General features: G+C 73.4%; 10 protein-coding genes and 1 pseudogene. 4 read left to right on the top strand and 7 right to left on the bottom strand.

Annotation, left to right across the window (positions count from 1 at the left end; all coding sequences use genetic code 11):
• Together ACFVYK_RS31035 and ACFVYK_RS31030 are read right to left on the bottom strand one after the other, a co-directional pair.
• Positions 1–837 (bottom strand): annotated as a pseudogene (locus tag ACFVYK_RS31035) (hypothetical protein); the annotation flags it as partial.
• 167 nt (positions 838–1,004) lie between these two features.
• Positions 1,005–1,256, bottom strand: coding sequence for a helix-turn-helix transcriptional regulator (locus ACFVYK_RS31030; protein WP_334575850.1), 252 nt, complete (start codon positions 1,254–1,256; stop codon positions 1,005–1,007).
• Positions 1,257–1,288: 32 nt separating this feature from the next.
• Here ACFVYK_RS31030 and map point away from each other — a divergent pair, with 32 nt between their 5' ends.
• Positions 1,289–2,059, top strand: coding sequence for a type I methionyl aminopeptidase (gene map, locus ACFVYK_RS31025; protein ID WP_389779747.1), 771 nt, complete (start codon positions 1,289–1,291; stop codon positions 2,057–2,059).
• Between the two features lie 768 nt (positions 2,060–2,827).
• Positions 2,828–5,386 carry an ATP-dependent Clp protease ATP-binding subunit gene (locus ACFVYK_RS31020; protein WP_389779746.1) on the top strand — a complete coding sequence of 853 codons (2,559 nt, stop codon included), beginning with the start codon at positions 2,828–2,830 and terminating at the stop codon, positions 5,384–5,386.
• Between the two features lie 3 nt (positions 5,387–5,389).
• Here ACFVYK_RS31020 and ggt read toward each other — a convergent pair whose 3' ends face one another.
• Complete coding sequence (ggt, locus tag ACFVYK_RS31015; protein ID WP_389779744.1) at positions 5,390–7,231, bottom strand: gamma-glutamyltransferase; 1,842 nt, start codon at positions 7,229–7,231, stop codon at positions 5,390–5,392.
• A 143-nt stretch (positions 7,232–7,374) separates the two neighbouring features.
• Here ggt and ACFVYK_RS31010 point away from each other — a divergent pair, with 143 nt between their 5' ends.
• Both ACFVYK_RS31010 and ACFVYK_RS31005 read left to right on the top strand, forming a co-directional pair.
• Positions 7,375–8,121: a hypothetical protein gene (locus tag ACFVYK_RS31010; protein ID WP_389779742.1), complete on the top strand. Its 747-nt coding sequence runs from the start codon at positions 7,375–7,377 to the stop codon at positions 8,119–8,121.
• A 79-nt stretch (positions 8,122–8,200) separates the two neighbouring features.
• Complete coding sequence (locus ACFVYK_RS31005) at positions 8,201–9,769, top strand: alpha/beta fold hydrolase (RefSeq protein WP_389779741.1); 1,569 nt, start codon at positions 8,201–8,203, stop codon at positions 9,767–9,769.
• A gap of 52 nt (positions 9,770–9,821) precedes the next feature.
• Here the strand turns inward: ACFVYK_RS31005 and ACFVYK_RS31000 are convergent, their stop codons facing one another.
• From ACFVYK_RS31000 to ACFVYK_RS30985, 4 genes are all read right to left on the bottom strand, one after another.
• Positions 9,822–10,565, bottom strand: coding sequence for an amino acid ABC transporter ATP-binding protein (locus tag ACFVYK_RS31000; protein ID WP_389779739.1), 744 nt, complete (start codon positions 10,563–10,565; stop codon positions 9,822–9,824).
• A 135-nt stretch (positions 10,566–10,700) separates the two neighbouring features.
• The gene (locus ACFVYK_RS30995) at positions 10,701–11,120 is read right to left on the bottom strand and encodes a DUF6278 family protein (protein ID WP_389779738.1); all 420 of its coding nucleotides are present in this window, start codon (positions 11,118–11,120) and stop codon (positions 10,701–10,703) included.
• 251 nt (positions 11,121–11,371) lie between these two features.
• A complete protein-coding gene (locus tag ACFVYK_RS30990; protein ID WP_389779736.1) occupies positions 11,372–12,151 on the bottom strand; it encodes an exodeoxyribonuclease III in 780 nt (259 codons plus the stop codon).
• Positions 12,152–12,181: 30 nt separating this feature from the next.
• Positions 12,182–12,817: an MBL fold metallo-hydrolase gene (locus tag ACFVYK_RS30985; protein WP_389779734.1), complete on the bottom strand. Its 636-nt coding sequence runs from the start codon at positions 12,815–12,817 to the stop codon at positions 12,182–12,184.
• Positions 12,818–12,820: the final 3 nt, after the last annotated feature.

The following is a 12,820-nucleotide window of genomic DNA, read 5'->3' as shown; positions in this document are numbered from 1 at the left end:
GCTCCCCTCCTCCTCCTCGGCCATGCCGGCGAACCGGGCGCTGCCGCGGCGGCGCTTGCGCTGCCTGGGCACGGGTTCCGGCGCGGGGACGGGCTCCTCGGCCCCGGGACGGCCCCCGGCCGCACCGACGGACGCCGGCTCGACGCCGAAAACCCCGCGCCCGGCCCCCGCCGCGCCTGACCTGAGCCGCGCGTCGTCGAGTCCGGTCGGGGCGGTCCGCTCCCCGTCCGCGGCCGTCGGCCGGGACTGTTGCGGGGCCTGGTCGCCGTAGGGGGACCGGGCGTCGTGCGCGGCCCGTCCGTGCGGGTGCGGCAGGGGAGGCGGCGCCGGGTGGCGGTCCAGGTCCGCCATGCGCCGGCGGAGTTCGGCGCACCGGGCGGTGGCGCGTTCCTGGTCGTCGTGGGCCCAGGCGAGGTCGAGGCGGATGGCGTCGGCCTGCTCGTCGGTGGCCGCGGAGGCGAGTCGGCTGCCCAGGTCGGCGAGCCGGTCGGCGGCGTAGCGCTGCTCGCGGAGCATGACGTCGAGCCGGTCCCCGAGGGCGTCACGGCCGCCCGGTCGGGCGTCGTGGGCGGCGAGCGCGGCGGCGTGCAGGGACCGGAGCCGTCGCGCCTCCCCTGCGGCGGCCTCGGGGCCGTGTTCGGCGGCGAGGTCTTGGAGCAGCGCCTCCACCACGTCCCAGGGGGGCACCTCACGGCCGTCGAGACAGGCCCGCATGCCGTCGGGATCGCGCTGCCAGAACACCGCGCACCAGCCGGCGCCCTGGTCGAGGCGCGCCAGCAGTCCGTTCAGGTGGTTCACGAACTCCCGCACCCTGCCCGGGAGTTGATGCACAGTCATCGCTGGACTCCCGCCCCGACCGGAACACTGGCGATGCCAGAAAACACCCTTCGTGTTACAGCGCGGCTACGGGGAGTTTTCGAAGCGGACGCGACCGCATCACCGTCCCGGCCCGGACCTCGGTCCAGGCCGGGACGGGCGGTGCGACGGCGCAGTTCAGGCGCAGATCAGGCGGGGGCCAGCGCACACAGCCCCGCCAGCTCGTCCATGGACAGGCCGAGCACACGGGCCAGCGCGGCGACGGTGAAGAACGCCGGGGTCGGCGCCCGTCCGGTCTCGATCTTGCGCAGGGTCTCGGCGGAGATGCCCGCGCTCGCCGCGATCTCGGTCATGCTCCGGCCGCCGCGCGCTTCGCGCAGCAGCCGTCCGAGCCGCTCGCCGCGCTCGTGCTCTTCGGGGGTCAAGGGGGTGCGCACCATGACCCCATTCTAATACCGGTATAGTAATTGGAATGGTAGAGCTGAAGACGGAGACATCGATCGACGCCATGTACGAGGCGGGCCAGGTCGTCGCGCGGGCCCTGACGGCCGTGCGCGAGGCCGCCGACGTGGGCGTCACCCTGCTGGAGCTGGACGAGGTGGCGCACGACGTACTGCGGGAGGCGGGGGCGTCCTCGCCCTTCCTCGGCTACCGCCCGTCCTTCGCGCCCACGCCCTTCCCCGCGGTGATCTGCGCGTCGGTGAACGACGCGATCGTGCACGGCGTCCCCACCCGCCACCGGCTGCGCGACGGCGACCTGGTCTCGATCGACTGCGGCGCCGAGCTGAACGGCTGGGTCGGCGATTCGGCGATCAGCTTCACCGTGGGCCGGGCGCGCCCGCAGGACGTCCGGCTGATCGAGACGGCCGAGCGCGCCCTGGCGGCCGGCATCGAGGCGGCGGTCGTCGGCAACCGCGTCGGCGACATCGCGCACGCGATCGGCACGGTGTGCCGAGGCGGCGGTTACGGGATCATGGAGGACTTCGGGGGCCACGGCGTGGGCCGCCACATGCACGAGGACCCGGGGATCCCCAACGAGGGCCGCCCCGGCCGGGGCCTCCCGCTGCGCGCGGGCATGGTCATCGCGATCGAGCCGATGCTGATCGCGGGCGGCCGGGACGACTACCACACCGCGCCCGACGGCTGGACCCTGCGCACGAACGACGGGTCACGCGCCGCGCACACGGAACACACGGTGGCGATCACGGAGAGCGGACCGAGGGTCCTGACGCAGCGGGGATAGGCGGTCCCCGCCCCGCGGACGAGGCCGAACCCCGACCGCGCCGGGTGGGTCCCCCGCCACGGCCGCACCGGTCGGGCACGGCCGAGCCGCGGTCCCGTCGGGCACGCACGGCCGAGCCGCGGTCCCGCCGGGCACGCGGGGCCGAACCGCGGTCCCGCCGGACGCGCGGGGCCGAACCGCGGTCCCGCCAGACGCGCGGGGCCGAGCAGCGGGTGCGACAGACGCGCGGGGCCGAGCAGCGGGTGCGACAGGGAGGCGGGGCCGGGCCCCGGTTCCGCCGGGTGCGCGGGCCGAGCAGCGACGCGCCGGGTGACCAGACACCCCATCGCGACCATGCCACGCAGGGCAGGGCCGGGGCGCAGAAACGCCGCGCACGGCGGGGCCGGGGCGCAGAAGCGTCGGGGGAGGCGGGACCGGGTCGCGGGTGCGACAGGGAGGCGGGGCCGGGCCCCGGTTCCGCCGGGTGCGCGGGCGGAGCCGCGACGCGCCGGGTGACCAGACACCCCATCGCGACCGTGCCGCGCAGGGCCGGGCCGGATCGCGGAAGCGCCGCGCAGGGCGGGGCCGGGGCGCGGAAGCCTCGGGGAGGCGGGGCCGGGGCGCGGGTGGGACGGTGGTGGGCGGTGCTTCGCCGTGCTGGGCGGCGGGCTGCCCCCGCCCGGGGGCGTTCCTGCGCATGCCCGCGGGGGGCGACCGTGCGAAGGTGGTGTGACCGCCCCAGCCGAGTGCACCCGGCACCGCATCGCACGTCCATCGAAACGGAATGCCATGACCAGCGGCTTCACCGGCCCGGAGGGCTACGGCGACTACGGAGACCCCTTCGGCGAGTTCCTGGCCCGCTTCTTCGGCGGGCCCCGCCCCGGCCCCCGCCAGATCAACATAGGCCGGCTGCTCAGTCAGCCCGCGAGGGACCTGGTCCGCGGCGCGGCCCAGTACGCCGTCGAGCACGGCAGCAGAGACCTGGACACCGAGCACCTGCTGCGCGCGGCCCTCACCGCGGAACCGACGCGCGGTCTGCTCAGCCGGGCCGGCGCCGACCCCGACTCGCTGGCGACGGAGATCGACGAGCGGTCGGGCCCCGTCCAGCACCCACCCGGCGAGGCGCCGCCGCCGACCTCGCTGTCGCTGACGCCGGCCGCCAAACGCGCCCTGCTGGACGCGCACGACCTGGCCCGTTCCCGGGGCGCGGGGCACATCGGCCCGGAGCACGTGCTCAGCGCCCTCGCCGCGAACCCGGACTCCGCGGCCGGGCACATCCTCAACGCGGCCCGCTTCGCCTCCACCGGCATGCCGCCGGAACCGCCGGACGTCTCGGCGGCGGCCCGCGCCGGGGAACGGCAGCAGGCCTCAGGCACGCCCACCCTGGACAAGTACGGCCGCGATCTCACCGAGCTGGCCGGCCAGGGCCGGATCGACCCGGTGATCGGCCGGGACGTCGAGATCGAGCAGACCATCGAGGTCCTCTCGCGGCGCGGCAAGAACAATCCGGTGCTCATCGGCGACGCGGGCGTCGGCAAGACCGCCATCGTGGAGGGGCTGGCCCAGCGGATCGTGGAAGGGGACGTGCCCGACGTCCTCCTGGCCCGCCGGGTGGTCGTCCTGGACCTGATCGGCGTGGTCGCGGGCACCCGCTACCGCGGCGACTTCGAGGAACGGCTGAACACCATCGTCGAGGAGATCCGCGCGCACGCCGACCGGCTGATCGTCTTCATCGACGAACTGCACACGGTGGTCGGCGCGGGCGGAGGCGGCGAGGGCGGGTCGATGGACGCCGGCAACATCCTCAAGCCGGCGCTGGCCCGCGGCGAGCTGCACATCGTGGGCGCGACGACGCTGGAGGAGTACCGGCGGATCGAGAAGGACGCGGCGCTCGCCCGCCGCTTCCAGCCGATCCTCGTGCCGGAGCCGTCCGTCGCGGACGCGCTGGAGATCCTGCGCGGGCTGCGCGACCGTTACGAGGCCCATCACCAGGTCCGTTACACCGACGGCGCGCTCGACGCGGCGGTGGAGCTGTCCGAGCGCTATCTCACCGACCGCCGCCTGCCCGACAAGGCCATCGACCTCATCGACCAGGCCGGCGCCCGGGTGTGGCTCGGGGCGCGGACGAAGGGCACCGACGTGCGGGCCATGGAGCGGGAGCTGGAGCAGCTCACCCGCGACAAGGACCAGGCCGTCGCGGACGAGAGTTACGAGGAGGCCACCCGACTGCGCGACCGCATCGGGGAGTTGAAGCAGCTCATCGCGCAGGCGAGCGGTGAGGAGACGGCCGACGAGGGCCGGCATCTGGAGGTCACCGCGGAGGCGATCGCCGAGGTCGTGTCGCGGCAGACGGGCATCCCCGTCGCCAGCCTGACCCAGGAGGAGAAGGACCGGCTGCTCGGTCTGGAGGAGCATCTGCACGACCGGGTGGTCGGCCAGGAGGAGGCCGTACGGGTCGTCGCGGACGCGGTGCTGCGCTCGCGCGCCGGGCTCGCCAGCCCGGACCGGCCGATCGGCAGCTTCCTGTTCCTCGGCCCGACCGGCGTCGGCAAGACGGAACTGGCCCGTGCGCTGGCCGAGTCGCTGTTCGGCGGCGAGGACCGCATGGTCCGCCTCGACATGAGCGAGTACCAGGAGCGGCACACCGTCAGCCGCCTGGTGGGAGCCCCGCCCGGCTACGTCGGCCACGAGGAGGCCGGGCAGCTCACGGAGGCCGTCCGCCGCCACCCGTACTGCCTGCTGCTGCTGGACGAGGTGGAGAAGGCCCACCCGGACGTCTTCAACATCCTGTTGCAGGTCCTCGACGACGGCCGGCTCACCGACTCCCAGGGCCGCACGGTCGACTTCACCCACACGGTCATCGTGATGACGAGCAACCTGGGCTCGGAGGCGATCACCCGGCGGGGCGCCGGCATCGGCTTCGGCTCGGGCGGCGCGGACGCCGACGAGGAGGCGCGGCGCGAGCGGATCCTGCGGCCGCTGCGCGAGCACTTCCGGCCGGAGTTCCTCAACCGGATCGACGAGATCGTCGTGTTCCGCCGGCTCACGAGCGAGCAACTGCGCCGGATCACCGACCTGTTGCTGGAGAGGACGCGCCGGCTGGCGCAGGCGCGGGGCGTGAGGGCCGAGTTCACCGACGAGGCCGTCGACTGGCTCGCCGACCGCGGCTACCAACCCGAGTACGGGGCCCGGCCGTTGCGCCGCACGATCCAGCGCGAGGTCGACAACCCGCTCTCGCGGCTGCTGCTCGACGGACGGGTCTCGGAGGGCGACCGGGTCACCGTGGACGTCGAGGACGGACGGCTCGCGTTCCGCACGCGGCCGCCCGTCCCCGCCGCCGAACTGTGAGTGCTACGGCGCCGGGCGGACCACCTGGGCCGAGCCGCCGCCGCGCCGTACGGTCTCGGCGGCGGCCAGCCACCTGCCGTCCGGCAGCCGCTGCACGCCCGTGGCCGCGCCGATCTCCGGGTTCAGCTTGAAGGAGTGGCCGATGGCCTCCAGCCGCGCCCGCGGACCGGCGGGGCTGGTGTCGTCGTAGAGCGCGGGCTCCAGCTCCGTCTGGGCGGCGTTGCGCTGGCTGGCGCGCGGCGCGGCGATCGCGTCCACGAGCGGCAGCCCGCGGTCGAGGAACTCGGTCAGGGTCTGCAGCACGGTGGTGATGATGGTCGCGCCGCCGGGCGAACCCAGCGCCACCACCGGCCGGTCGTGCCGGTCGAGCACGATCGTCGGCGAGATCGAGGAGCGCGGCCGCTTGCCCGGGCCGGGCAGGTTCGGGTCGTGGACGGCCGGGTTGGCGGGGGCGAAGGAGAAGTCCGTCAGCTCGTTGTTGAGCAGGAAGCCCCGGCCGGGCACCGTGATGCCGCTGCCGCCGGTCTGCTCGATGGTGAGCGTGTAGGAGACGACGTCGCCCCACTTGTCGGCGACGGTGAGGTGCGTGGTGTTCTCGCCCTCGTAGGTGGTGGGCGCCGCCGTGCCGCCGGCGCCGCAGGCGGCGGGGTGGCGCGGGTCGCCCGGCGCGACCGGGCTGGTCAGGACCGCGTCGTCCTGGATGAGGCAGGCGCGCGAGTCGGCGTACCGCTGCGACAGCAGCGGCCCCGTGGGGACGTCCTCGAAGGCGGGGTCGCCGACCCAGCGCCCCCGGTCGGCGAACGCGATCCGGCTGGCCTCGATGTAGCGGTGCAGGTACTGCGTCTCGCTCGCCTTCGCCAGGTTCGTCCGCTCGAGGATGTTGAGTGCCTCGCCGACCGTGGTGCCGCCCGAGGACGAGGGCGCGATGGAGTAGACGCCGAGCCCGCGGTACGAGGTCTTCGTGGGCGCCTGCAGCTTGGCGCGGTAGGCGGCGAGGTCCTTGGCGGACAGCTCGCCGGGCCGGGCGTTCCAGCCCGAGGCCGGGTCGACGGGCGGGCGGTTCACCGTGGAGACGATGTCCCGGCCGAGGTCGCCGCGGTAGACGGCGTCGACGCCCCGCTTGCCCAACTCCTTGTAGGTGCGGGCGAGATCGGGGTTCTTGAACGTGGAGCCGACGACGGGGAGCCTGCCGCCGGGCAGAAACAGCTTCGCGGTGTCCGGGAAGGCGCGGAAGCGGGTCTCGTTGGCGGCGGTCTGGGAGCGGAAGGTGTCGTCGACGGTGAAGCCCTCGCGGGCGATGCGTTCGGCGGGCCGCAGGACCGTGCCGAGCCGTTGGCTGCCCCACCTGCCGAGCGCGGTCGCCCAGGTGGCGGGCGTCCCCGGGGTGCCGACGCCGAGGCCGCTGCTGACGGCGTCCGCGAAGGCGAGCGGCTTGCCGTTCTCCAGGAAGAGGCCGGAGTCCGCGGTCAGCGGGGCGGTCTCGCGGCCGTCGATGGTGTGCACCGTACGGGACTTGGCGTCGTAGTAGACGAAGTAGCCGCCTCCGCCGACGCCGGAGGAGTAGGGCTCGGTGACACCGAGGGCCGCGGCCGTGGCGACGGCCGCGTCGACGGCGTTGCCGCCCTTTCTCAGCACCTCGATGCCGGCGGCCGAGGCGTCCGCGTCGACGCTGGCCACGGCGCCGCCGTAGCCGACGGCGACCGGCGTCTTCGCGACAGCCGTCCGCGCGGCGGCGGGCGGCGCGGCGGCGGGCGGCGCGGCGGCGGGCGGCGCGGCGGCTCCCACCGTGACCACGGCGGCGGAGACCGCCAGGACCGACAGTTTCCGCGCGACAGGACGACGCATCCGTACCTCCAGTCCAGGACAGTCCGCGCAGCGTAACCACATTCATGGGGCCCCGACAGACTCCTTCAAGGCACTGTCATACGACTGCCACACCTCGAACACGGGTACGTCCCCGGTGTGCTCGCCCGCTAGCATGCGCGCCCATGAACGACGACGTGCGCAACATCGTGCTGGGCGTCCTGGCGGCGGGCATCAGCGCCACGCTCGGCTGGGTGGCCAGGACCTTCCTGTGGCGCCGCAGGCTCCGGCGCAAGCAGGCGTTCTTCGGACTGCCCGAGAACTCCGAGTGCCTGCTCGTCGTGAACCGCGACGCGGGCAGCGCCGACCTCGCCGTGCACCGGCACGACGTGTTCGCGCTGCTGGAACTCGCCGCGCTGGTCAAGGACTGCGGGGCGGGCGCCGAGGTGGTCACCCAGGACGCGGCCCGGCAGGGGTTCGGGGAGCGGACGGAGTTCTGCATGGGCGGCCCGGGGTCGAATCGGCGGATGGCGGCCCACCTCCAGGCCATGCTGCCCGGGGTGCGCGTCAACACCGACCGGGAGCCGGGCCCGGACCGACTGGCGTTCCAGATCGGCGGCGAGCACTACAAGATGGACCCCGGCGTGACCGAGTACGTCCTGCTGGCCCGGCTCACCGCGGGGCAACGGCGGGGCGGGCGGCCGGTGTTCCTGTTCTGCGGCCAGCGCGCGATCAACAACCAGGCCGCCACGCGCTATCTCGTGCGCCACCACGAGCGGTTGGCCCGCAAGCACGGGGACGGCTCCTTCGTGCTGCTGCTGAAGGTGATCAACTCCCAGGCGTACGGCCCCGACGTGGTCGAGCTGGTGGGCGACGTGACGCGGGCGGCGCAGGCCCCGCTGCCGGCGCCGCCAATCGTTACTCCCACGTAACTTACCGACGGGTTACCCGCGGTCGCCGTTGAGGTTACCGTCGGGTCACTTTGCAATGCGGGCAGTTGAGGAGTGAACCGTGGGACAGCACCGCAGGGCCTTGCGCACGACCGCCGCGGGCGCCGTCTCCGCCTCCCTGATCGCCGGCGGGATCCTGGGGCTGGCGCCCGCGGCCCAGGCCGCCGCGAACGGCGTGCGGTTCGTCGACATCGCCGGGGACGGCGGCACCGTCCTCAAGGCGAACGTCGTCACCCCCAAGGGGGCGGACGGCCGACGTCGTTACCCGCTCATCGTGCTGCCGACGAGCTGGGGCTTCCCCCAGGTCGAATACCTCGCCCAGGCGCAACGGCTCGCCGACTCCGGCTATGTGGTGCTCAGTTACAACGTGCGGGGCTTCTGGCAGTCCGGCGGGGAGATCGACGTGGCGGGCCCGCACGACGTGGCCGACGCCTTGGAGGTCGTCGACTGGGCCCTCGCCCACACCCCTGCCGACGCCCGGCACATCGGCATGGCGGGCGTCTCCTACGGCGCCGGGATCAGCCTGCTGGCGGCCGCCCACGACCCGCGCGTCAGAGCCGTCGCCTCGCTGAGCGGCTGGGGCGACCTCATCGACTCGATCTACTCGGGCCGCACCCAGCACGTGCAGGCCGCCGCGGTGCTCGACACCGCGGGCACGGTCACCGGCCGGCAGAGCGCGGAGTCCCGGGAGGTCTTCTCCGCCTTCTGCTCCGGCGACCTGACGAAGGAGAAGGACCTGGTCGCCTGGGGGAAGAAACGTTCCCCCGCGACCTACGCGGACCAGCTCAACCGCAACGGCGCGGCGGTGCTGCTCGCCGGATCCTGGGGCGACACCATCTTCCCGCCCCGCCAGTCCGCCGCCTTCTACGAGCAGCTGACCGGCCCCAAGCGGCTGGAACTGCGCCCGGGCGACCACGCCACCGCCGAGATCACCGGCCTGTTCGGGCTGCCCAACGACGTGTGGACGGACACCGAGCGCTGGTTCGACCACTACCTCAAGGGCGAGGACAACGGCGTCGACCGTGAACAGCCCGTCCGGCTCAAGTCCCGTACCGGGGGCGACTACGAGGGCTACCCCGACTGGAAGTCGGTGGGCGCCACCCGCAGGAAGCTGGCCCTCGCCGGCGCCACCACGATCCACACCAACGTGGACTCCGGGGCGGACGGCGGCATCGTCTTCCTCTCCAGCGTCCTCGACCAGGTCGCACAGCTGCCCCCGGTCGCCTCGATCCCCCTGCTCCCCCGCCGCTGGGCCGCGGTGTGGCAGTCGGAGAAGTACGCCACGGCCCAACGGGTGCGGGGCGCCGCGACGTTGCACACCACCGTCACCCCGACCGAGGAGAGCGGCACCCTCGTCGCCTATCTGTACGACGTGGGGCCGCTCGGCCTCGGCAAGCTGGTCGACAACGCGCCGTACACCTTCCACGGCCGCACGCCCGGCCGGCCGTTCGCTCTCGACCTGGACATGTTCTCCACGGCCTACGACGTCCCGGCAGGGCACCGGCTCGCCCTGGTCGTCGACACGGTCGACCCGCTCTACCTGGAGCACAACCCGTCCGGCGCGCGGCTGACCTTCTCCTCGCCGGCGGACGACCCGTCGTACGTGTCGGTCCCGCTGCGCGAGGAGTGATCTCCGGCCGCTGCCGGGGCGGACGCGCCCCGGGGGCTGCCGCCGTGCGGACTCAGTGCTTGAGGATCTTGGAGAGGAAGTCCTTGGCGCGGTCGCTGCGCGGGGCCGTGAAGAACTCCTCGGGCGTGCGGTCCTCGACGATGCGGCCGTCCGCCATGAAGAGCACCCGGTTGGCGGCGGAGCGCGCGAAGCCCATCTCGTGCGTGACGACGACCATGGTCATGCCGTCGCGGGCGAGCTGCCGCATCACCTCCAGCACCTCGTTGATCATCTCGGGGTCGAGGGCGGAGGTGGGCTCGTCGAAGAGGAGCGCCTTGGGGTCCATGGCGAGGGCGCGGGCGATCGCCACCCGCTGCTGCTGGCCTCCGGAGAGCTGGGCCGGGTACTTGTCGGCCTGGTCGGCGAGGCCCACCCGGTCGAGCAGTTCCCGGGACCGCCGGTCGGCCTCCTCCTTCTTGCGCCGGCGGACCTTCACCTGCCCGAGCGAGATGTTCTGCAGGACCGTCTTGTGGGCGAAGAGGTTGAAGGACTGGAAGACCATGCCCACGTCGGAACGCAGCCTCGCCAGGCTCCTGCCCTCCTCGGGCAGCGGCTGTCCGTCGAGGATGATCGTGCCGGACCCGATCGGCTCCAGCCGGTTGATCGCGCGGCACAGCGTCGACTTGCCCGACCCCGACGGGCCGATCACCACGACCACCTCCCCCCTGCCGACGGTGAGGGAGACGTCCCGCAGGACATGCAGCTCCCCGAAGTGCTTGTTGACGTCACGCAGCTCGATCAGCGGATCGACGGCCATGCGCAGCCCTACTCACTCTCAGCTGTGTCGTGGTCGCCGCAAACTAACCACATAAAGACCAGGTGAAGAAGCGACACGCATTTCGCGGGCATTAGCCGTATTTACCGCACGCATGGATGTCGTTCCGCAGTCGCTTCAGTGCTCGGCCACCTCGGCGTAGAGCTGGGACAGTTCGGGGGTCCCGGTCGCGGCCCACTCGAACCCGGCCGCGACCACGTCGACCTCCCGCCCGGACGTCAGCCGGACCACCGCCTCCCCGCCGGGCCTGATCACCCACGCGGCGCCGGGCACCGTGCGCACGACGACCGTCCCGAGGTACAGCCCGGCGTCGTGCCCGAACCAGGGCAGGTTCTCCTCGTCGTCGCGCCAGCGCGGCGGCATCTGGTCCAGTGCCTCCAACGAGGCGACGGAGTCGTCGAGTCCGATACCCTCCCGGGCCGCGTGGGAGCGCAACACCTCGCATTCCGAGAGGAGTTCGGCGATCCCCTCGGGGTCCCCGGCCAGCACCGCCGCCCGGTGCTTCTTGCTCTTGTTGCCCAGGAAAGGGATGTTCATAAGCCCAGCGTGACATCGGCCCGGGTGCGCGCACCACAGGCGCGCTGGCACGGGTTCGCAGCCGTACGGGGGCGGAGCCCCTGTCCGGCGCGATCGGCGGCGCCGGACGTGTCCGGCCGCGCGGGGCGCGCGACGAGCGGCGAGCGGTCGCCGGGGAACGGCGGCGGTCGCCGCCGCGAGCGGCCCGGCAGACGCGTGCCGCCGGTGCTCCCGGACGCCGGGACTCCGGTACGCCGGGCCCGCGGCGTCGCCTACACGTCCAGGTCGACCACGACCGGCGCGTGGTCCGAGGCGCCCTTGCCCTTGCGCTCCTCGCGGTCCACGTAGGCGTCCTCGACCGCCTTGGCGAACGGCTCGTTGCCGTACACCAGGTCGATGCGCATGCCCCGGTTCTTGGGGAAGCAGAGCTGGCGGTAGTCCCAGTAGGTGAAGGGGTGGTCGTACTTCAGGGGGCGCGGGACGACGTCCGACAGGCCGGCTTCGCGCAGGGACGCCAGGGCGGCCCGCTCGGACGGCGTGACGTGGGTGGAGCCCTCGAAGGCCGCCGCGTCGTAGACGTCGTCGTCGGTCGGGGCCACGTTGTAGTCGCCCAGCACCGCGAACGGGCGGCTGCCCGCCGCGTCCTCGGCGACGGCGGCCCTCAGCGCGTCGAACCACTGGAGCTTGTAGGCGTAGTGCGGGTGGTCGACCTCACGGCCGTTGGGCACGTACACCGACCAGACGCGGACCGGACCGCAGGTCGCCGAGACCGCCCGGGGCTCCTGGGCGCCGTCGTAGCCGGGGTCGCGGGGCAGCCCCTTGACGACGTCCTCGACGCCCACGCGGGAGATCACCGCCACGCCGTTCCACCGGCCCGTGGCGTGCACCGCGGCCTCGTAGCCCCGCTCGCGCAACTGCTCGAAGGGGAACTGCTCCTCCGCGACCTTGGCCTCCTGCAGGCACAGCACATCGGTGCCGCTGCTCTCCAGCCAGGCCAGCAGCCTCGGCAGGCGGGCGGTGATCGAGTTCACGTTCCAGGTCGCGATGCGCATGCCTCACAACCTACCGGGCCCCACCGACACTCACAGGGCCGTGCTCTCCCCCGGCGCCAGCCGCAGGTGCTCCGCGCTGCCGAGGGCGCCGATCTGGTTGTCGTAGATCGGACGCGCGAGGTCGGTGAGCAGGGCGTCGTGAATGTCGTAGGCGCGCTGCGGCTTCACCTCGCGGACGTAGTCGATGACCTCGGAGATCTTGCTCCAGGGGGCCATCACCGGCAGCATCAGCGTCTCGACCGCCTGGTCGGGGACGGTCAGCGCGTCGCCCGGGTGGAAGACGCGGCCGCCGTCGACGAGGTAGCCGACGTTGATTATGCGCGGGATGTCGGGGTGGATGACGGCGTGCAGCTCGCCGTGGACCTGCACGTCGAACCCGGCGGCGGTGAACGTGTCGCCGTGGCCGACGGTGTGCACGCGGCCCGGGAACGCGGCGGAGATCTTCTCCGCGACGGACTTCAGCGTCCACAGCTCGACGGCCGGGTCGGCCTCCAGGGCCGTCCGCAGCCGCTTCTCGTCGAAGTGGTCGAGATGCTCGTGCGTGACCAGGATCGCCTCGGCGTCGCGGGTCGCGTCGTCCTCGCTGAACGCGCCCGGATCGAGCACGAGGGTGCGGCCGTCCTTCTCGAGACGGACGCAGGCGTGCGACTTCTTGGTGAGCTTCATGGG

Origin of the sequence: Streptomyces sp. NPDC058291, from assembly GCF_042880855.1 — a bacterium.
Classification (GTDB): domain Bacteria; phylum Actinomycetota; class Actinomycetes; order Streptomycetales; family Streptomycetaceae; genus Streptomyces.
The sequence above is the reverse complement of the archived record's forward strand: the minus strand, read 5'-3'. Positions and strand labels throughout refer to the sequence as shown.

What these genes read in the sequence shown, in the direction of transcription:
- ACFVYK_RS31030 (WP_334575850.1), bottom strand. Translation starts at nt 1,256, where the DNA reads ATGGTGCGCACCCCCTTGACCCCCGAAGAGCACGAGCGCGGCGAGCGG.
- map (WP_389779747.1), top strand. Translation starts at nt 1,289, where the DNA reads ATGGTAGAGCTGAAGACGGAGACATCGATCGACGCCATGTACGAGGCG.
- ACFVYK_RS31020 (WP_389779746.1), top strand. Translation starts at nt 2,828, where the DNA reads ATGACCAGCGGCTTCACCGGCCCGGAGGGCTACGGCGACTACGGAGAC.
- ggt (WP_389779744.1), bottom strand. Translation starts at nt 7,231, where the DNA reads ATGCGTCGTCCTGTCGCGCGGAAACTGTCGGTCCTGGCGGTCTCCGCC.
- ACFVYK_RS31010 (WP_389779742.1), top strand. Translation starts at nt 7,375, where the DNA reads ATGAACGACGACGTGCGCAACATCGTGCTGGGCGTCCTGGCGGCGGGC.
- ACFVYK_RS31000 (WP_389779739.1), bottom strand. Translation starts at nt 10,565, where the DNA reads ATGGCCGTCGATCCGCTGATCGAGCTGCGTGACGTCAACAAGCACTTC.
- ACFVYK_RS30995 (WP_389779738.1), bottom strand. Translation starts at nt 11,120, where the DNA reads ATGAACATCCCTTTCCTGGGCAACAAGAGCAAGAAGCACCGGGCGGCG.
- ACFVYK_RS30990 (WP_389779736.1), bottom strand. Translation starts at nt 12,151, where the DNA reads ATGCGCATCGCGACCTGGAACGTGAACTCGATCACCGCCCGCCTGCCG.
- ACFVYK_RS30985 (WP_389779734.1), bottom strand. Translation starts at nt 12,817, where the DNA reads ATGAAGCTCACCAAGAAGTCGCACGCCTGCGTCCGTCTCGAGAAGGAC.